The sequence below is a fragment of the Butyrivibrio sp. NATIVEDY162 genome (assembly GCF_045999815.1).
Lineage (GTDB): Bacteria > Bacillota > Clostridia > Lachnospirales > Lachnospiraceae > Butyrivibrio.
In genome coordinates, this window is record NZ_CP172573.1 from 2,342,191 (window position 1) to 2,361,350 (window position 19,160).

The 19,160-nt window shown below is 40.9% G+C and carries 16 protein-coding genes and 1 tRNA gene; 2 read left to right on the forward strand and 15 right to left on the reverse strand.

Annotated elements, in window-relative coordinates; translation table 11 throughout:
• Positions 1-11: 11 nt before the first annotated feature.
• The 9 genes from ACHCNF_RS10140 to ACHCNF_RS10180 all read right to left on the reverse strand — a co-directional run bounded on the left by ACHCNF_RS10140 (position 12) and on the right by ACHCNF_RS10180 (position 11,240).
• The gene (locus ACHCNF_RS10140; RefSeq protein WP_408072219.1) at positions 12-2,114 is read right to left on the reverse strand and encodes a glycoside hydrolase family 13 protein; all 2,103 of its coding nucleotides are present in this window, start codon (positions 2,112-2,114) and stop codon (positions 12-14) included.
• Between the two features lie 230 nt (positions 2,115-2,344).
• A complete protein-coding gene (gene ftsH, locus ACHCNF_RS10145) occupies positions 2,345-4,219 on the reverse strand; it encodes an ATP-dependent zinc metalloprotease FtsH (protein ID WP_408069688.1) in 1,875 nt (624 codons plus the stop codon).
• Positions 4,220-4,231: 12 nt separating this feature from the next.
• A complete protein-coding gene (gene hpt, locus ACHCNF_RS10150; RefSeq protein ID WP_408069689.1) occupies positions 4,232-4,756 on the reverse strand; it encodes a hypoxanthine phosphoribosyltransferase in 525 nt (174 codons plus the stop codon).
• 41 nt (positions 4,757-4,797) lie between these two features.
• The gene (gene tilS, locus ACHCNF_RS10155) at positions 4,798-6,228 is read right to left on the reverse strand and encodes a tRNA lysidine(34) synthetase TilS (RefSeq protein ID WP_408069690.1); all 1,431 of its coding nucleotides are present in this window, start codon (positions 6,226-6,228) and stop codon (positions 4,798-4,800) included.
• Positions 6,229-6,278: 50 nt separating this feature from the next.
• A complete protein-coding gene (locus ACHCNF_RS10160) occupies positions 6,279-6,596 on the reverse strand; it encodes an FtsB family cell division protein (RefSeq protein WP_408069691.1) in 318 nt (105 codons plus the stop codon).
• Positions 6,597-6,684: 88 nt separating this feature from the next.
• A complete protein-coding gene (locus ACHCNF_RS10165) occupies positions 6,685-6,924 on the reverse strand; it encodes an RNA-binding S4 domain-containing protein (protein ID WP_408069692.1) in 240 nt (79 codons plus the stop codon).
• On the reverse strand, positions 6,921-8,714 hold the full coding sequence (locus tag ACHCNF_RS10170; RefSeq protein WP_408069693.1) for a PEGA domain-containing protein: 1,794 nt from the start codon (positions 8,712-8,714) through the stop codon (positions 6,921-6,923). The genes ACHCNF_RS10165 and ACHCNF_RS10170 overlap by 4 nt, the downstream gene beginning before the upstream one ends.
• A gap of 48 nt (positions 8,715-8,762) precedes the next feature.
• Entirely contained in the window at positions 8,763-10,112 is a 1,350-nt protein-coding gene (locus ACHCNF_RS10175) for a CCA tRNA nucleotidyltransferase (protein ID WP_408072220.1), read from the reverse strand.
• 552 nt (positions 10,113-10,664) lie between these two features.
• Entirely contained in the window at positions 10,665-11,240 is a 576-nt protein-coding gene (locus tag ACHCNF_RS10180; RefSeq protein WP_408069694.1) for a hypothetical protein, read from the reverse strand.
• Positions 11,241-11,850: 610 nt separating this feature from the next.
• Here ACHCNF_RS10180 and ACHCNF_RS10185 point away from each other — a divergent pair.
• A tRNA-Lys gene (locus ACHCNF_RS10185) sits at positions 11,851-11,923 on the forward strand.
• A 226-nt stretch (positions 11,924-12,149) separates the two neighbouring features.
• Here the strand turns inward: ACHCNF_RS10185 and ACHCNF_RS10190 are convergent.
• The 6 genes from ACHCNF_RS10190 to sufC all read right to left on the reverse strand — a co-directional run bounded on the left by ACHCNF_RS10190 (position 12,150) and on the right by sufC (position 17,876).
• Entirely contained in the window at positions 12,150-12,638 is a 489-nt protein-coding gene (locus tag ACHCNF_RS10190) for a hypothetical protein (protein ID WP_408069695.1), read from the reverse strand.
• Between the two features lie 3 nt (positions 12,639-12,641).
• The gene (gene sufU, locus ACHCNF_RS10195) at positions 12,642-13,103 is read right to left on the reverse strand and encodes a Fe-S cluster assembly sulfur transfer protein SufU (protein WP_408069696.1); all 462 of its coding nucleotides are present in this window, start codon (positions 13,101-13,103) and stop codon (positions 12,642-12,644) included.
• Positions 13,104-13,206: 103 nt separating this feature from the next.
• Positions 13,207-14,421, reverse strand: coding sequence for an aminotransferase class V-fold PLP-dependent enzyme (locus ACHCNF_RS10200; protein ID WP_408069697.1), 1,215 nt, complete (start codon positions 14,419-14,421; stop codon positions 13,207-13,209).
• An 87-nt stretch (positions 14,422-14,508) separates the two neighbouring features.
• Entirely contained in the window at positions 14,509-15,672 is a 1,164-nt protein-coding gene (locus ACHCNF_RS10205; protein ID WP_408069698.1) for a SufB/SufD family protein, read from the reverse strand.
• Between the two features lie 4 nt (positions 15,673-15,676).
• Positions 15,677-17,086, reverse strand: coding sequence for a Fe-S cluster assembly protein SufB (gene sufB / locus ACHCNF_RS10210; RefSeq protein ID WP_408069699.1), 1,410 nt, complete (start codon positions 17,084-17,086; stop codon positions 15,677-15,679).
• A 10-nt stretch (positions 17,087-17,096) separates the two neighbouring features.
• On the reverse strand, positions 17,097-17,876 hold the full coding sequence (sufC, locus tag ACHCNF_RS10215; protein WP_408069700.1) for a Fe-S cluster assembly ATPase SufC: 780 nt from the start codon (positions 17,874-17,876) through the stop codon (positions 17,097-17,099).
• 247 nt (positions 17,877-18,123) lie between these two features.
• Between sufC and ACHCNF_RS10220 the strand changes: the two genes are divergently transcribed.
• Complete coding sequence (locus tag ACHCNF_RS10220; RefSeq protein WP_408069701.1) at positions 18,124-19,152, forward strand: putative manganese transporter; 1,029 nt, start codon at positions 18,124-18,126, stop codon at positions 19,150-19,152.
• Positions 19,153-19,160: the final 8 nt, after the last annotated feature.

Genomic DNA, 19,160 nt, shown 5'->3' on the forward strand with positions numbered 1-19,160 from the left:
TCATCTATTTTTTACATACGGAAGAAGTTGGTCGACCAGAATGCCTCCTCGTTCACCGCTGTTATTCTGTTATATTGCAATACCACGGCCGATTCTCTGCCATACGCTCTTACGAGTTTGCCGTTTTTCACATTATAGCTTAGGGGATCTGTTGTATAGCCTTTACTGTTGCTCTCTATAACCCTTATCAGTCTCGACTCCTCAGGTATACCTAGTGGTGCAAGACTTATTTCGCTTACTGTCAGGTACTTATTAGTGTTTATCACCACCAATGTAGCACTGGTGCGGTTGAATCTTCCATACGCAAGAACACCATCGCCTCCATCAAGCCTTACAAGTGATCCAGTTTTAAGTTCAACGCTTGCTTTATGAATATGTATCATATCCTTATGGAACTCCAGCATCTCCTGGTCTTCTGTTCCCCAAGGATAAGTCCTTCTGTTATCAGGATCAGTAAACCCGCAAACTCCTGCTTCATCACCGTAATAGACTGTAGGTGCTCCGGGCCAGGTCATCTGTACAGTAACTGCCTGTCTCATTGTAGCCTTATTTACACCCTCCTCGGCAGCTCTAAAGCCCTTTGTTCCACATCTGCCCACAACATGGTTTGTTCTCGTAAGAAACCTCGAGTGGTCATGGTTTGAGAGCTCATTCATAGCTACAAAAAGTGATTCATGAACAAAGTTATCCGTTTCTGCATTTATCATGGTTTCCCAGAATAAATTCACATTGCCTATCTTTTCTTCATGGAACTCATCACTGTGCTTTTCCATTCCCGTCAGAAAATATGTAAGAGGCTCCATAAAAGCGTCATAGTTCATAACGCTGTCCCATTCTTCACCCTTTAACCAGTCATGGGCACTTCCATAGTGCTCAGCAAGAATGATTGCTTCGGGATTAGCTTCCTTTACAGCCTTCCTGAATTTTTTCCAGAATCCATGGTTATACTCAGCAGAATGCCCTAAATCAGCTGCCACATCCAGTCGCCATCCGTCAGCATAGTAAGGAGCAGAAACCCATTTTCTTCCTACTCCCAGAATATATTCCTCAAGCTTTTTACTTCCTTCGTAGTTGAGTTTAGGAAGAGTGTCATATCCCCACCAGCCTTCATAATCTCCGTTATAGGGCCACTCTCCTTTGTAAAAACTAAAATAGTCATGGTAGGGGCTATCCTTGGACACATAGGCTCCGGGTTCATAACCCTGGGCATTCTCATAGATACATTCCCTGTCCATCCATTTATTAAAGGACCCACAATGATTAAATACACCATCCAGGATAACCCTTATTCCACGCTTGTGAGCTTCCGACACGACCTTTGCAAAAAGTGCATCCGAAGCCTCAAGATTCTCCTTATTGGTAACCCTGTCTATATAGCGGCTTGCTTCACTGTTCTTTGCGCCATCTTCAAGCAATTCACCGTTATCTGATATTATTACGCCAAAATGAGGATCAATATGATCATAATCCTGTGTATCATATTTATGACATGAGGGTGAAACAAAAATCGGATTAAAATAAATAACTTCTATTCCAAGCTCTTTCAAATAATCCAGCTTATCAAGGACTCCCTGAAGATCTCCTCCGTAGAATTCTCTGATATCTCCATCAGGATCCGGATACTTCCTCCAGTTCGTCACCTGTACACTTGTATTTCCAACATAATTATATTCCTTTGTCAGAACATCATTTGACGGATCTCCATTTCTGAATCTGTCCACAAAAATCTGATACATCACGGCACCTTTTGCCCAGTCAGGTGTCTCAAATCCCGGTATCATTCTGAATTTATATCTATCGGGAACATCATTTTCTGCTCCCCTTAAGTCGTAGTAGAGTATCTCATCATCGGCTTCGATCCTGAAATAGTAGTATATCGTTCCACTATCCTTCGGAAGCTTGCCACTGAATAAATAGTAATCAAAACCATCCTCTGAATGATGCTTTTTCATGAGTTCCTCAGCTACCTGTATGCCATTTCTGTAAACAAGTACAACCTTCTTTGCATCATCCTGTCCGCAGCGGAAATATAAAAATACATTATTTCCCGGCTTTGGATGCGGCGGCTGTAGAAAGTCCAACGTCATGTCGTGGAACAGTCTGTCCCGTCTTATCATAAAAAATCTCCCTTAAATGCATAACCCAAAACCTATATAATAAAAAAAGACAGCTTAGGGTTGCTGTCTTTTTTAGAGAAGGTATTTCTTTCTTATGGGTATAGCAAAAAACTTTAATGTATTGGGGGTTACGTGATTATAATAGCACCGGTCCTTTTTATGGTAAATACTCACGTTTCACAAAATAACTAAAACTCCGTATACATTTTTGTATATTTTGCACAAGCCTATATTTTTTCAGCAAGTGCTGCTATGTCTTCCCTCAGTGAAACAGCAGGATGCGCTATAAATAGTTCTTCGAACTCTTCACGTCCTATTTTTTCTTTTTCAATCAAAAGCTGAGAACTGGAGTGGAGAATATCCTCATAGGATCTAAGTATTTCCTTGGCTTTAGCATAGCAGAGATCAATTATATCCTTAACCTGTTTATCAATCTCTCCTGCCATCAGTTCAGAATTTCTCTTATTGTGCTGAATATCATAGCCGATAAATACATCCTCTTCCTGCTCGTTATAGTTGATAATTCCTATCTTTTTGGACATACCATAAACAGTAACCATCTTTCTGGCTTCACTTGTTGCCTTCTGTATGTCGCTTGAAGCACCGGTGGTTATATCTCCAAAGATAATTTCTTCAGCTATGCGTCCTCCGAGAACAACCATTATCTCCTGAAGCATCTTGCCCTTAGTAAGGAACATTTCATCCTTTTCAGGAAGAGGCATGGTATATCCCGCTGCACCCATTCCTGTAGGTATTACTGATACTGTATAGACAGGTCCCACATCCGGAAGAACATGATAAAGTATCGCATGTCCTGACTCGTGATACGCTGTAATCTTCTTTTCCTTGTCAGAAATGATATGGCTGTGCTTTTCTGTGCCTATCCCAACCTGAACAAAGGCTTTCTGTATATCATTCTGTCTTATATATGAGCGGTTGTCCATTGCCGCATTAATGGCAGCTTCGTTAAGAAGATTTTCTAGATCGGCACCTGTAAATCCTGCTGTCGTCTGAGCAATGTCCTTTAGTACAACATCCTCTCCAAGCGGCTTATTTCTGGCATGTACTTTAAGGATTTCCTCTCTTCCTCTGACATCAGGACGCGCAACAGTTATCTTCCTGTCGAATCGTCCGGGACGAAGAATAGCAGGGTCAAGAATATCAACACGGTTTGTTGCAGCCATGACAATGATTCCCTCATTTACTCCGAAACCATCCATCTCTACAAGCAGCTGATTTAGTGTCTGCTCACGCTCATCATGTCCGCCGCCCATTCCTGTACCGCGTCGTCTTGCAACAGCATCTATCTCATCAATAAAGATAATGCAGGGTGAATTTTTCTTTGCATCTGAAAAAAGGTCACGAACTCTGGAGGCTCCGACACCGACAAACATCTCAACGAAGTCAGAACCCGAAATACTAAAAAACGGTACTCCTGCCTCTCCGGCAACAGCTCTGGCAAGAAGCGTCTTACCTGTACCGGGTGCACCTTCCAAAAGAACGCCCTTTGGAATTCTGGCTCCAACTCTTGTAAATTTACCAGCATCCTTCAGAAATTCTATAATTTCCGTAAGCTGCTCTTTTTCCTCTACAAGGCCTGCCACATCAGAGAGCTTGATCTTATTATCTTCTCCGGTTGAAAGACGGGCTCTGCTTTTACCAAAGTTCAGCATCCGACTGTTTCCGGAGGATTGTCCCTGTGCGTTGTTCATCATCACAAACAGGAACGTAATTACAAATAACCCAACCAATATCGGAATGATACTGCTGATAAGCAGATTTTCACCCGGAACATCACGCACTACGGGATCAACGTTATTCTGTACCAGCAATTCCTCGATAACAGCAACATCCGTTGCATATAAAACCTTTTCCTGACCATCAGCAAGGGTTATCTGAACAACACCTGTAGGTGTTTCCCTATTTGGTATTATTACGGCGCTGATAACCTTGTCATTTTCAAGAGCCTTCGTCAACTGGCCTCTGGTATACGCGGTATCCGCTGATTGAATTCTCCCCTTACCATATTCCAGAAAAGCAAGTGCTAAAAGGAGGACTATAATAAGTCCAAAATAAAAATTAAATCCCCTGTTTTTGTTCACGTTTTATCCCCTTTAATCGAACTCTACTACTCCTATGTAAGGAAGGTTTCGATATCTTTGATCATAGTCCAGACCATAGCCCACAACAAACTCATCAGGAATATTAAAGCCTGTGTAGTCTACATGTACATCCATTACTCTTCTCTCCGGCTTATCAAGAAGCGTGCAGAGCTTAATGCTTGAAGGGCCTCTGTCACCAAGCATCTTAAGAAGATAACTGAGAGTTCTGCCTGAGTCAACGATGTCCTCTACAACAAGAACATCCTTGCCGGCAATAGGCTCATCCAGATCCTTTACGATCTTAACAACTCCGCTTGACTTAGTTGATGAACCGTAGCTTGAAGCAGACATAAAGTCCATAGTTACAGGAACCGTGATTCTCTTTGCGAGCTCGCACATAAAGAAGGTGCCACCCTTAAGTACGCATATAAGGTGCACTGTCTTTCCCGCATAATCCTTACTGATCTGCTCTCCAATCTCCTGTATTCTCTTGTCTACTTCTTCCTCAGAAAGTAATACTCTAACTGATTCTGCCATAATTACCTCTCTTCCGGAAGTGTCACGCACTCCGTCTTTCTTTATCTTTTTGTTACTGTTACTTCCAAAACTCTGCCTGAATCATCACCCAACTTGTAATAATCGCCTATACGGTATCCGGGAATCCAGAGAACATTACTCCCCTCTGCCAGTATATAAAGCTCATCTCTTTTGTTTATCGGGATTTTTTCATCTATCATGAATTTTTTCAGTTTTTTGTTTCCATTTCCTACCGAGATAATGTCACCTGTTTTTCTCGTTCGGAATTGCAAACTATTATTTATTTTATCATAATTGAGCCATTTCGTATATTCGGTTGTAGGGATTTTGAACGAGCTTTCATACGGGAAAACTCTTAAGTTTACTGTTCCAAGATTCGGCACTTTAACTGATACTGTTTCACCCTTCTCTGCCTCACTAAGGTCAAGAACTATAATCTCATTTTCCATAGTCCCTTCCTGTGATACAAATGAAAAAATCAGCTTCTCATAGTTTCTTACTGCCTTAATTCCATATGGCAAATCCAGCATCGCTGTTCCATCAGTATTCATAACCATATTGGACAGCTCCTGAATATGTACTGCCTGAATATCCTTTACATGAGGATATAGCAGCTGTATGCCCTTGATAACAAGTCTCTGCCTGATTATCTCAGGAACCTGTGCCATCACCTTGCAGTCTAATACAATTTCTTCTTTAGAGCTTTCGATAAGCCAATTCTTTACAGCCAGTGTCTGAGCCTCAAGATAGTCATCTATCTTTGCCAGATATTCCGCTGTCTCTGCAACATGGATATCAGCCCTTGGATTTATTTGCTCTTTAGCCACCGGGATAATGTTATGTCTGATCCTGTTTCTGGTGTAATCATCCGTGAAATTGCTGCTGTCATTGCAATGCTCATAACCTTTTTCTGACAGATATCTTTCTATCTCATCTCTGCCGGTCATCAGAAGCGGTCTTATAAGCTCATATCCTCTTCTCATACCCTTGGCTCTGATCCCCGACAGCCCCTTTATTCTGCTTCCTCTGAAAAGGTTGTGAAGTACAGTTTCCGCCTGATCATTTCTGTTATGTGCAGTTGCAATTTTAACGGTTTTGCCGGTTTTTCTTGATATTTCTCCTGCAATCTCACAAAATGCCTTATATCTCTCATTTCTTCCCGCTTCCTCCTCCGAGGATGCATTCTTTTCCACAATCTCCGGAATATTGACGTCCCGTCTGTAAAAAGGAACCTCATTTTTTTCACAGAGCTTCTCCACAAAAACAGCCTCGCTGTCTGCTGCCTCCCTTATCATATGGTTTATATGCACCACACACAGACTAAAGGAGAGCTCTTCCCTAAGTTCACAGAGTGTATGAAAAAGGCAGACAGAATCAGCTCCCCCGGATACCCCGGCAAGAATTATCTCTCCACCCGATATTAGTTTTTCACTTTTTATGTATTTTTTTAAATCTTCTGTCAGACTATTCATCTTTAATCTAAAAAGCTCCGGAATGGGTACTTCCGGAGCTCTTATTACCTTTAATTTCCTGCTCCTTTATCCTTGAAAATAATTTCACCCGGATAAACAAGCCCAAGTTTTTCTTTTGCAATCTGTTCAATGTACTTTCTGGTAGTTGTATAAGTCTCAAATTCCGAAATCTCTTCGCTTCGCTTCTGCTCTTTATCTATCTGAGCCTGAAGAGTTTCGATTCTGCTCTGATACTGATCTCTCTTCTGAACCAACCCGAAGCTGCGCACCAAAACAACCACAAGAAGTAATGCCACAGCAACAGTAGCCATTATCATGCCATATGTATTTTGTATATTCCCTTTTTTATACCTAGGACTTGTTGCCATTTTTACTCCCCTCCGAAAGTATTTAGTTCAAACGTTATTTCGGAGACATAACCCCTCAAATATATTTTAGTACGCATAAAATGTGCTGTCAAATGTAACGATAAAGCGAAGATACATCCTCTTTATGGATTGTTTCCTTTACATCCAGAACTTCTACCTTTACATCTTTATTGCCAAAGCTGATTGATATTATATCTCCCGCTTTAACATCCGTTCCCGCCTTTGCCACTTTGTCATTTATCATGACTCTTCCTGCATCGCAGGCTTCATTTGCTACAGTTCTTCTTTTTATCAGTCTTGTCACTTTTAAATATTTATCTAATCTCACGGTTGTCCTCCACTTACTTCCTCCGGCTCCTCTGTCGATGCACCGGTATCGGAAGTGCCATTGTCCCCAGTAGAACCACTTCCACTATTATTGTTTCCGCTGTCTTCATTTCCATTATCATCGTTTCCGCTGTTTTCACTTCCACTATTTCCGCTATTACCACTATCGCTACCGGAATTCCCGCTCTCATCATCATGCTTTACGGGAACAAGCGCAGGGAATGTATAGGTTACATTCGTCTTTTCTTTATCCACCTGAATAGTATAGCTTTTTGTCTCATAGCCTTCCTTCTGCAACGTAACCATGTGCTTCCCGGCCACTTTTTCAAAGCTCACCGGCAGCATTCCCACATAGTTGCCATCAAGATACGCCTCAGCACCTATAGGCGCGTCAAAGGTCACCCTGTATCCGGTCACAATGTTATCATCCTCAGGAGTCGTACCGGTGCTTGAATCACCTGAGCTATCCTCGCCTGTCGTAGCAGCACCTGACCCTTTGTTGCCATCAGAGCTGCCCGTCGAAGATGAATCGTCATCCGTAGAAGCAACAGTTGAAGCTGCCTCGGAATCTACTCCTGCAGTTGTGCCGCTTGTTGCACTTGAGGAAGACTTGGAAGAATTCTTTTTCTTATTCTGTGAGGAAGCTGTATTGGCAGCATTTCCGTCACTTACATTATAATTCCTGTTGTTGTCGTACTCATTGCTTGAAAAATCGCTTGCGGCATCTCCGGAGGTAACCTCCCCTTCATCCTCTCCTTTCGAAGAATCATCATCCTTTCGTTCAAGGTCAATAAAAAGTGTGGCATCCGGTTCAGCAACTCTAAGTGTGTGGTCCTGAGGCTCATAACCCTCAGCCATCACATGAAGCTTGTGCTTTCCATAGGTATAGCTATGAGGTACCTCTGTCAAAACCTCTTTTCCATCCACAAATACTCTCGCATCCGAAGGAGTAACTATGAATGTGACATTTCCCTCTTTAATTTTTTCAACCTCAGCGACACTGGTGTCAATCACAGTTTCTTCGTTTCGGTTTACGACTATCTCAGACTTGAATTTCGCACCATTTCCCATGATGCTCACATTGTAACTGCCTTCCGGTGCACTTATCAGCATTTTGGGGGTTATTTTTCTTATTACTTCCTTATCCAGCTCAATCCACGCGCCAACAAGACTTCTGTCATTCACTGTATCAGACGACAGGCTCACATATCCGTGGCCTCTTGTAACCACAATGCTGTACAATTCCTTGTCTATTCCGCTTACCCTGATAGTATCAGTAGTAAGTATATCTTCTGGGTTAACCGCCTGACCATCAGATATGATAAGAGTTCTGGGAGTTATATGAAAAACTGTCCCGTTAATCTTTGCCGTCTCATCATTACTCACAAGGTCAAAATTACTGACATTTTCCTCAACCCAGGCTGAATTCGAAACAGACAGAGTGTTTAAGTGTTTTATCCCCTTTAAAAAAGTTATGTCCACAATCTGACCAACCTCAAGAAGTGATGCAGACATAGGATTTCCATGGATATCATAAATCATGGATGTGTTGTCATAACTCAAAGTATAGTTCTTTCCAATGTCATGATTTCTGAACTGAATTGTCTTAGAGTATGTATTGATCTGCTTTACTGCTGCAGTATCTGCGGAGTCATATTTCCCCAGCAGAGAAACCCTGACCTTATTATCCCCGGTCAAAGTTTCCTCCGCAGCATATGTGCATAGAGGCTGCCAAATAGTAAAAGCCAGTGCAAGCAGAAATATGAAGAATCTTCGGAACAAATTTTTCATAAGTCTTCCCCCTTTTCCAAAAAATAATTTTGGAAATATCACCAAGTCCTATTCATTCCCTTTCATAGTATACCGGGTAAAATTAGTTTCATTCAGCAGATATTCCTTTGTATTATGGGACGGATCATCGAGTACATCAGATAACATCGCTGAAAGTATATCCCCCAGCTCCCTGCCGGGTTTAATACCTCTGTCTATAAGGTCTTTTCCGTTAACTGCAAGGTCTTTAAGACAAAAGCATTCACCGTTTTTCTTTATCTCATCATAAAGATCAGTTATTTTTTGGATCCAGTCATATTTTTCATCACGTCTGTATTCACTCTGTGCAGATGTATCAGCTTTTTTAATCTCAACGAAATACGGGAAAAGCTCATCACCTATCTTATTGACTGCCCTTCTCACATTTCTCTTTTCAGCAGGGAAACGAAAGTCATGATACCTGATAAGTTTCTCAACTTTATCCATCGTATCTCTGTCAAACTTTAACCTTCTTAAAATCGCTCCGGCAGTCTTTGCGCTTTTTTCTTCATGAGTGTAAAAATGATCCAGTCCTTCACTGTCAGTAGTCCTACATGAAGGCTTCTCAATATCATGGAAAAGCATTGATATTCTAAGAACCTTATCTTTTTTCACAGCTTCAATTGATTTAACTATATGCTCGCCCACATTATATACGTGGTGAGGATTATTCTGCGGAGTCTCAAAACATCTGTCAAATTCCGGCATGAAGACTGCTGATAATCCTGTTTCATACAGCTCTCTGACTTTCCCTGGATTATCCGAAGTCAGAAGCTTAACCAGTTCAACCTGAATTCTCTCAGCGCTTATTCTATCAAGTGTAGAAGCAAGCTCTGTTATAGCTTTTTTAGTATCCTCTTCAATTGAATATCCAAGCTGAGCAGCAAATCTTACAGCTCTCATCATCCTAAGAGCGTCCTCTGCAAAACGCTCCCTAGGCTCTCCTACACATCTTATTATCTTCTTTTCAATATCGATCAGGCCATCGAACTCATCAATGAGTCCATCCCTGTCACTGTAAGCCATGGCATTAATGGTAAAGTCTCTTCTCTTTAAATCCTCAACCAGATTAGAAGTAAAGGTCACATCTTTTGGATGCCTTCCATCCTCATATTCACCATCAATACGATAAGTTGTAACCTCGAACCCTTCCTTTCCCATCATAACCGTAACTGTTCCATGCTGTATTCCGGTATCAATGGTTCTTCCAAATATTTTCTTTACCTGCTCAGGCCTTGCACTGGTTGTTATATCCCAATCCCCGGGCTCCCTGCCAAGTATACTATCTCTAACACAGCCGCCTACCACATAGGCCTCAAAACCTGCTTCATGAAGCTTATCCAGAATCTCTGCTGCAGACTCCGGTATGTTAATTTTTATTGTATATCTATCCAATTCTTTTTCTATCTTTCGTTATGGTATTACTTCCAGTTTCTTTCTAGTTTTCGTCTTGGTATTACTTTCCGGTTTCTTTCTATATTTTCATCTTAGTATTACATTCCGGAAATACATTTATCTCTGGTACAAGTTTCTTTCCTTCCTATGCCAAGATAGATGCCTCCTAAAATAGAGCTTTATCTATATATCTTTATAATTCGCATAGTTTAAATCATGATATAGCTTAAATGCTAGATTTGTCAATGTTATGCAGGCTGTTGGCGGATTCCGTACTACTGGGGGATGATGGTTCTTAGTATGTTATTTGGCTGGGGCTCTGGCTGATTTATATTTGCCTGAGCAATCTTTGGTCGAGGTTCTTGATGACTTGTTTGTTGTGGTATCTGCTGATATTATTTGACTGAGTTATTTGAATTGGTGTCTTAGTACTTTCTGAATTTCATTTTATATTCTAGATTACTCCCTTTTATACATACTATTTTGAAGACTTTTATACTGCTAATGGGCTTTTCCTATATAGTAGCAGATTTTTTATCAGGTTACTCTGCTACTTTCCCGGCTTATATCGTATAGTAGCAGAATATATGCACCTTTTTGCTCTGCTACATTCCTGGCTTTATCGTATGGTAGCAGAATATATGCACTTTTTTGTTCTGCTACATTCCTGGCTTTATCGTATGGTAGCAGAATATATGCACCTTTTTGTTCTGCTACATTCCTGGCTTTATCGTATGGTAGCAGAATATATGCACCTTTTTGTTCTGCTACCTTCCTGACTTTATCGTATGGTAGCAGAATATATGCACCTTTTTGTTCTGCTACATTCCTGGCTTTATCGTATGGTAGCAGAATATATGCGCCTTTTTGTTCTGCTACCTTCCTGGCTTTATCGTATGGTAGCAGAATATATGCGCCTTTTTGTTCTGCTACATTCCTGGCTTTATCGTATGGTAGCAGAATATATGCACTTTTTTGTTCTGCTACCTTCCTGGCTTTATCGTATGGTAGCAGAATATATGCACCTTTTTGCTCTGCTACATTCCTACAATATCCGTATAGTAGCATAATTTCTATATTTGTATTTTGTACAAGCCAGTATGAAATGATCATAACAACTTTCATTTGTTACAGCGCAGAAGTCATTGCATATTGGCTAGTGTTTTGTCTGGGTGACTTTTGATTGAATTGCGAAGTATCATTCTCAATAAGCTAGGAATCTGAATGAGTCTTAGCGGTAGCTACGGCGATTGAAGATGACGAAGCGTATTGAGAATTAGACAAGTAATTTATCAAATTGTCATTCAGACAAGACACTAGTACATAGTTCGCAAAAAACTATCTAATTTTCGGAATAGCAATATATTTTTCTATATCCAATATGTTTTTCTATAATCCAATATATTTTTTCTATAATCCAATATGTTTTTTTCTATAATCAAATATATTTTTTTACAATCCAATATTTTTTTCTATTCCCAGAATAAAAAAGTTGTATTACTATTCAAATACGGTGTCCCAACACTCTGAAAAAGAAAAAACACAAAGAAACTAAAAAATATTTTTAAACCAAAAAGCGCAGAAACATCAACTTTACAAGGATACATTATATAAAAAATGTTTAAATTTTAAAAAAATTTCAAAAAAGTGCTTGCATAATAAAAAAAACCGTAGTAATATATCACTTGTCGCTAAGACAGCGACACAAACAAAATTCAAATAAGCGCTTCTAGCTCAGTTGGTAGAGCACCTGACTCTTAATCAGGGTGTCCAGGGTTCGAGCCCCTGGAGGCGCACGCCGAGTACTGTTTTGTGAGTATAACTCATGGGGCGGTACTTTTTTTCGCATTAGCATTGATTCATGCAAAAAAAAAGGAAATACATTAACCGTCGATGTATGCACACCAAGGTTGATATATTTCCTATTTTTTATTCAGCGATTGCCGCGAAAATAATGAATCTGCTTTGTTAATTCCGAATCTTGCATTTTTGGCATATATTCTTTTATATCCCGAATGCATTTTAATACTTCTCAAGATCTGCTGTTCTCACAGGCTCCCCATTTAACAGTATATATCCCTTTGGCAGCGTAGCCACATCAATGCTCCTGTACTTTGCTTCATTATGGCTGTGGGGCATGGTTCCATCCGAGTTATCTGCTTTATGCCTGTTAGCAGTATCATAAACGCCCTTTTCTCTATGCTTATGAGGCATAGCGGAAGCCTCCCTATCCTTCATAGATGAAGATTCTCTCGAGATTCTCTGATAACTATTATCAGCATGATACTTTGACGAATTATCTTTTGTTTTATACGATTGAGCAGGCGATCCGTTTTTATAGGTCTTTGCTGTATTATCTGTGCCATCTTTGTATGTTTTTTCAAGCTCACGTGACTTTAATGGAGTCGCAGCCCTGCCGCCATTGTTAGCAGGGGTATTTTGTTTACCAAGCTTCGAAAGCCTGTATATAAGTCCTACAATAACAATTCCCCAAACAATAATACCTTCCATTATTTACTCCCCTTCAGAAGATGCATTTTCTGCATCTTCCGGATGCTCCAACATCTTCTGCATAGTTTTCCATCCAAGAACTGCACACTTTACTCTTGCGGGCATATGAGCAATATCCTGAAGAGCTGCTGCTTCATCAAGTTCTTCTATTTGCTCCTCGTCCTTTATTTCTCCCTTGATCATTCCCATAAAAGTCCCTGCAAGTTTAATGGCATCCTCGCTGGATTTTCCGATAACCTGATCAGCCATCATATCCACAGATGCCTGCGAAATCGCACATCCTGATCCAGAGAACATGGCATCCTCAATTACTCCGTCCGTAACCTTAAGCTGCAGGGTAATGTCATCACCACAGCTGGGATTAACACCTCTAAGTACCAGATCAGGGCTATCCATCTCACCTTTATGTGAAGGTCTGAGATTATGCTCATTTACTATTTCTCTATATAATCCTTTTAAATCCATTTACTGCCTCTTTCTTATCACAAAATACTTATATCAAACACATATTACAGAAAAAAAGAATGCTTGGCAAGAAACCGCCAGGCATTCCCTTTAAATAATATCCTTAATATCCCATAACACTTCTGACGTTTGCCAAATGCTCAAGGAATCTGTCCACTTCCTCTTCCGTATTATAAAAATAAACGCTTGCCCTTGCTGTAGAGCCTGCTCCAATAAACTGCATAAGAGGCTGTGCGCAGTGATGCCCTGCCCTTACACATACATGATCATCATTTAAAACTGAAGAGATATCATGAGGATGTACTCCCTCCATTGTAAAAGTCACAATTCCGCTGTGCTTTTTGGGATCAGATGAACCATATATCTTGATATACGGAAGCTTTTTCATGCCTTCCATCATGCGAATGGTTAATTTTTCCTCCTGCTCAGCTATGAAATCAAAGCCAACTTTCTGAAGATATTTAATAGCAGCTTCCAATCCTACAGCACCTGCAGCATTAACCGTACCGGCCTCAAATTTATGCGGTAGTTCTGCGTAAGTCGCATCCTCTCTTGTTACATACTCAATCATCTCTCCGCCTGTAAGAAAAGGCTTCATATCCTCAAGAATCTTCTTTTTACCATATAGTACGCCAATTCCCATGGGAGCCATCAGCTTATGGCCTGAAAATGCATAAAAATCAGCATCTATGTCATTTACATCTACAGGAATATGCGGAGCTGCCTGAGCGCCGTCTACCACAACGGTAGCACCCTTTTCATGAGCATACGCAGCTATTTCCTTAACTGGATTGGTGATTCCAAACACATTGGAAACATGCCCTATGGAAACAATCCTTGTTTTATCGGTTATTTTACTCTTATACTCAGATTCTGTAATAACGCCCTCTTCATCAGGCTCAAGGTATACCAGCTTCGCATTCTTTGCTCGGCATACCATCTGCCAAGGGAGAATATTGCTGTGATGCTCCATCACGCTTATGACAACCTCATCCCCCTCCTTAACCTCTTCAAGCCCATAGCTGTAAGCCACGAGATTTAGGGATTCTGTGGTATTTCTGGTAAAAATGATCTCCTCTGAAGTTTTGGCTCCTATGAAGTCTGCAACTGTCTTTCTGGCATTTTCATACCTCTCAGTAGCATCAACACTCCAGTCATAGAGCCCTCTTAGCGGATTGGCATTGGAATTTTCATAAAAATCCTTAATGGCATCTACAACTTCATTGGGTCTCTGTGATGTAGCTGCATTATCAAAATATATGTAATCCCCTTTATTAAGTATAGGGAAATCCCCTCTAAAATCTTCAGGTCTGGACATTAGCTGCTCCTTCTAGCCATCATCACGAATCTAAACTGATGCCCTTTTCCTGACACAGAGAAATCCTTAGATGATTGCGTTTTTAATTTATAGAATAGTTCTGATAAACTGCTGAATTCTTACTATGATAGCTTCATCAGGAATCATACGTGCTATGGATTCCATTCGGGCACGGATCATAAGCTTCTTGGCAGCCTCTTCATCTATACCTCTGCTCTCCATATAAAACAGAGTATCATCGCCAAGCTGGCCAATTGATGCCCCGTGGCGTCCATCCACATCTTCCTCTCCGCAAAGGATCACAGGGATAGTCCTGTTTACCACATCAGGACTAAGAAGAAGTGTATCCTCCTGCTCATCACCAACAGAGCCGGCACTTCCCGCCTTAAAATCAAGCGTTCCTCTAAAGGTCTTAACCGCTTCATCAAGGAGTACTCCTCTGAAGATCATGTTGGATTCTGTCTTTTTGCCCATCTGATCAGCCACATAGTTCATATCATAACTCTGCTTATTTCTGCACAGATAGCCTGTGTGATTATCAAAAGTACTGTTGTCGCCAAGAAGAGTTGTCCTGTTTCCTCCCCAGGTTTTTCCTGCGCCAAGCTGCATATTGATAGTGTTTATTGAAGCCCTGTCATCACATACGCTTCCGATATCATCAAAATGCATAATACCTTCGCTAAGCATCTGTACTTTGATGAGATTAATTGTTGCACCTTCCTCTGCGAGAAGTCTTGTCTGTATTCCCAAAAAGCCCTTTGCATCCTGCTCGGAATCATATTCCATGATAACAGTTATCTCAGAATTCTTTTTAGCATGTATAACCTGACTTCCAAGTGCGCACTCTCCGTTTTTAAGTGAATACTTGATGTGAAGAGCCTCAGACACCTTACAGCCCTCATCTGCAGTCACAACCATAACGCCTGCATTCATCTCTTTGAAAAGATTGTCAATCTCAGCTCCCATACCTGTGCGAACAGTCTGAGAATCATTAAGAGGTGCAGTATCTCCGTTTGGTCCCGGAAGATTAGCTTTCTTAGCTTCAATTTTCTTATTTACTTCTGCAAAAATCCCGCGAACATCATCCTCTGACATTCCGCTCTTTACAGTTACACTCTCAGGAACATTTTCAGGCTCCGGAGTATTTGTATTTTCTATATATAAATCTTTTGCATCAATCTCACTGTCATTAGACTTTAAAAAGCGATAAGTCAGCGCAGGGAGATGATTTACTTTCATCTTTAAATCCATCGTATCAGCCTCCCGACATCTCAAGCTTAATAAGGTTGTTCATCTCAACAGCGTATTCCAAAGGAAGTTCCTTTGATACGGGATTAGCAAAACCGCTGACGATAAGTGCTCTCGCATCTTCCTCTGAAAGGCCTCTGGACATCAGATAGAAAACAGCCTCATCGCTGATTCGACCGATTTTTGCCTCGTGTCCAACATCTGCATCGTCTGTTCTTATATCCATTCCCGGGATAGTATCCGCGCGGGATATGGAATCAAGCATAAGTGAATCACATGATACAGAAGTCTTGGCGTGTTTGGCTTCCTTATTAATGATAACTGAACTTCTGTATGTGCCGATTCCACCTGATTTTGAGATTGACTTGGTAGAAATAACAGAGGATGTATATTTACCCTGATGCACCACCTTAGCTCCTGTGTCCAGGTTCTGACCTTTTCCTGCAAAAGTGATTCCTGTGTACTCCATATTAGAGTGATCACCCTTAAGAATTGTCATAGGATACAGATAAGATGTATGTGATCCGAATGAACCTGAAACCCACTCCATACGAGCGCCCTCTTCAACAAGGGCTCTCTTTGTATTGAGGTTATACATATTCTTGGACCAGTTCTCAATTGTGGAATATCTAAGTCTTGCATTCTTCTTTACGTAGAGCTCAACACATCCCGCATGAAGATTTGCTACATTATATTTAGGAGCTGAACAGCCTTCGATAAAGTGAAGATCTGCTCCCTCATCCACTATTATCAGTGTATGTTCGAACTGACCTGCACCTGCAGCATTAAGTCTGAAATAAGACTGCAGAGGTATATCCACCTTAACTCCCTTGGGCACGTAAACAAATGATCCACCTGACCATACCGCTCCGTGAAGAGCTGCATACTTGTGGTCTGTTGGAGGAACAAGCTTCATGAAATACTCATGAACCATATCCGCATACTCACCTGTAAGCGCACTCTCCATATCTGTATAAACTACACCCTGTGCAGCTACTTCATCTTTTACATTGTGATATACAAGCTCTGAATCATACTGAGCACCAACTCCTGCCAATGATTCGCGCTCTGCTTCAGGGATACCAAGTCTCTCAAAGGTATTCTTGATATCTTCGGGAACATCCTCCCATTTTCCCTTCATATCCGACTTGGACCTTACATAAGATGAAATAAGATTCATATCAAGATCATCTGTATCCGGGCCCCAGTCAGGCATATCCAGTTCATTATAAATTTTCAGAGAATCAAGTCTGAACTGTCTCATCCATTCAGGGTCGTGCTTTTCCTCTGATATCTTTCTTACGATATCCTCAGTAAAACCATCCTCCATGCGGTAGAAGTCCTGCTCATTCTCCACATCTTTTATGTCATAGACACTGCGGTCAATATCCACAACCGCTTTATTATTATCACTCATTCGTTTTACCTTATTTTAGCGGGCTGCAGCCATCGCATCCTTCACATCTTACATATTTTTCAAAGCCATGTTCATTGATCTCATCAACAAGGCTTCCGTCACCGGTTGTCACAATATGTCCCTTAACAAGAACATGAGTATAGTCAACATGAAGAGACTCTAAGATCTTCGTACTGTGCGTGATGATAAGAAGAGCGCCATCCTTCTTTTTCTGATACTCCTGAATGCCCTTGGAAACTGTTCTTACAGCATCAACATCAAGACCTGAATCTGTCTCATCGAGGATAGCAAGCTTGGGGTTGAGCATGAGCATCTGAAGTATCTCTGCCTTCTTCTTCTCACCGCCTGAAAACCCTACATTCAGATCTCGATCAGCATATTCGCCATTCATGGTCAAAAGATCCATCGCCTCGCCTAGCTGCTTTTTATACTGAAGGAGTTTTACAGGTTTACCGGTCTGCTCATGATATGCATTTCTGATAAAGCTTCCAAGAGAAATACCCGGAACCTCAAGAGGATTCTGGAATGATAAAAACATTCCTGCCTTCGCTCTCTTATCAGCTGATGCCTCAGTAATATCCTGTCCGTCAAATGTAATAGATCCACTTGTTACATTGTAGTGAGGGTTCCCCATAAGTGTATAACCAAGTGTGGATTTGCCCGCACCGTTTGGTCCCATGAGAACATGGGTCTCTCCTGCCTTGATTTCTAAATTTATGTCGTGAAGAATAGGTAATTCTTCTACCGATGCAGATAAGTTTCTAACCTGCAATAATGACTGTTCTGACATTTACGTTACTCCTTTAAATCTTTAAACAACGCTCTAATTGCACATAATCCGAATCATTATAGCATAAAATAGGGAAAAGATGGAATAATAGTATACTATAATATATTCCTACTAACTTACTAGGTATTATAGTATCAGATGTATTTCTTGGCAACAAGCTTATAAATCAGGTCATTTGCAAAAAGCGCTTTATAATGATTAAATATACATAAATATAGGTATTTTTCATAAAGTTGGAGAGATAATAATGAATTTTTGGATTCCTGTTATAGAAGATACATTGGAAGATGGTCTCAAAATTCTTCCCTTTTTATTTATCACATATCTGGTAATGGAATATCTTGAGCACCGCACAGGTAAGAAGACCCAGAACATGGTTCAGAAGGCCGGAAAATTCGGTCCCCTGCTCGGAGGTCTTTTTGGTGCATTTCCACAGTGTGGTTTTTCAGCTGCAGCCTCTAATCTTTATGCCGGCCGTGTGATCACCCTCGGAACTCTAATCGCCATATATCTGTCAACTTCAGATGAGATGGTACCACTTTTTATTTCAGAGCAGGTGCCCTTCCAGAAAATGCTCGCAATCATCTTTATGAAGGCTGTGATCGGTATCATATATGGATTCCTAATTGACTTTGCCGTTGTTCACTACAGACGCATGAAGCATAGAGCTGAAGCAGATTCACTTCAGATTGACGAGCTATGTAAAAGAGAACACTGCCACTGCGAAGAAGACACTCCCAAAATCTCTGCTCACAGAGGCCGAAGCGAGGTGTCAGCTAATGAGCGTTCTACCTCAGAAACCGCTCTAAATAAATCCATCAGCAAGGCTGATCTTGCCAAGGAAGCAGGATCAGGTCACGAGCACTCACATGAAGGCCATGGTAATATCCTTCGCTCAGCATTTATCCATACGATTCATATCTTCATATACGTACTTATTTTTACACTTATATTAAATGCCCTTATTGAATTTATAGGTGAAGATACTCTTGCAGGAGTTCTTAAGACCAATACCTTTTTAAGTCACGGGCTTGCAGGAATAATCGGCCTTATCCCTAACTGTGCAGCTTCAATAGTGATTACTGAACTTTACTTAAGCGGCATCATTACCTTTGGCACAATGATGTCCGGACTCCTTGTAGGCGCCGGCGTTGGTCTTTTGATACTCTTTAGAGTAAATGAAGGTACCACCAGAAACTTACAGATTACTCTCATTCTGTATCTGGTCGGCACCTTCTCAGGATTCATTCTTGATTTACTTGGCATAGTAGTGTAATGCGCAAG

Excerpts from the sequence above, each read along its gene's own strand:
- sufC (WP_408069700.1), bottom strand. The coding sequence starts at position 17,876 with ATGTCAGAACAGTCATTATTGCAGGTTAGAAACTTATCTGCATCGGTA.
- ACHCNF_RS10160 (WP_408069691.1), bottom strand. The coding sequence starts at position 6,596 with ATGGCAACAAGTCCTAGGTATAAAAAAGGGAATATACAAAATACATAT.
- ACHCNF_RS10170 (WP_408069693.1), bottom strand. The coding sequence starts at position 8,714 with ATGAAAAATTTGTTCCGAAGATTCTTCATATTTCTGCTTGCACTGGCT.
- hpt (WP_408069689.1), bottom strand. The coding sequence starts at position 4,756 with ATGGCAGAATCAGTTAGAGTATTACTTTCTGAGGAAGAAGTAGACAAG.
- ACHCNF_RS10190 (WP_408069695.1), bottom strand. The coding sequence starts at position 12,638 with ATGGAAGGTATTATTGTTTGGGGAATTGTTATTGTAGGACTTATATAC.
- ACHCNF_RS10180 (WP_408069694.1), bottom strand. The coding sequence starts at position 11,240 with ATGATCATTTCATACTGGCTTGTACAAAATACAAATATAGAAATTATG.
- ACHCNF_RS10205 (WP_408069698.1), bottom strand. The coding sequence starts at position 15,672 with ATGGATTTAAAGATGAAAGTAAATCATCTCCCTGCGCTGACTTATCGC.
- sufB (WP_408069699.1), bottom strand. The coding sequence starts at position 17,086 with ATGAGTGATAATAATAAAGCGGTTGTGGATATTGACCGCAGTGTCTAT.
- tilS (WP_408069690.1), bottom strand. The coding sequence starts at position 6,228 with ATGAATAGTCTGACAGAAGATTTAAAAAAATACATAAAAAGTGAAAAA.
- ACHCNF_RS10200 (WP_408069697.1), bottom strand. The coding sequence starts at position 14,421 with ATGTCCAGACCTGAAGATTTTAGAGGGGATTTCCCTATACTTAATAAA.
- sufU (WP_408069696.1), bottom strand. The coding sequence starts at position 13,103 with ATGGATTTAAAAGGATTATATAGAGAAATAGTAAATGAGCATAATCTC.
- ACHCNF_RS10220 (WP_408069701.1), top strand. The coding sequence starts at position 18,124 with ATGAATTTTTGGATTCCTGTTATAGAAGATACATTGGAAGATGGTCTC.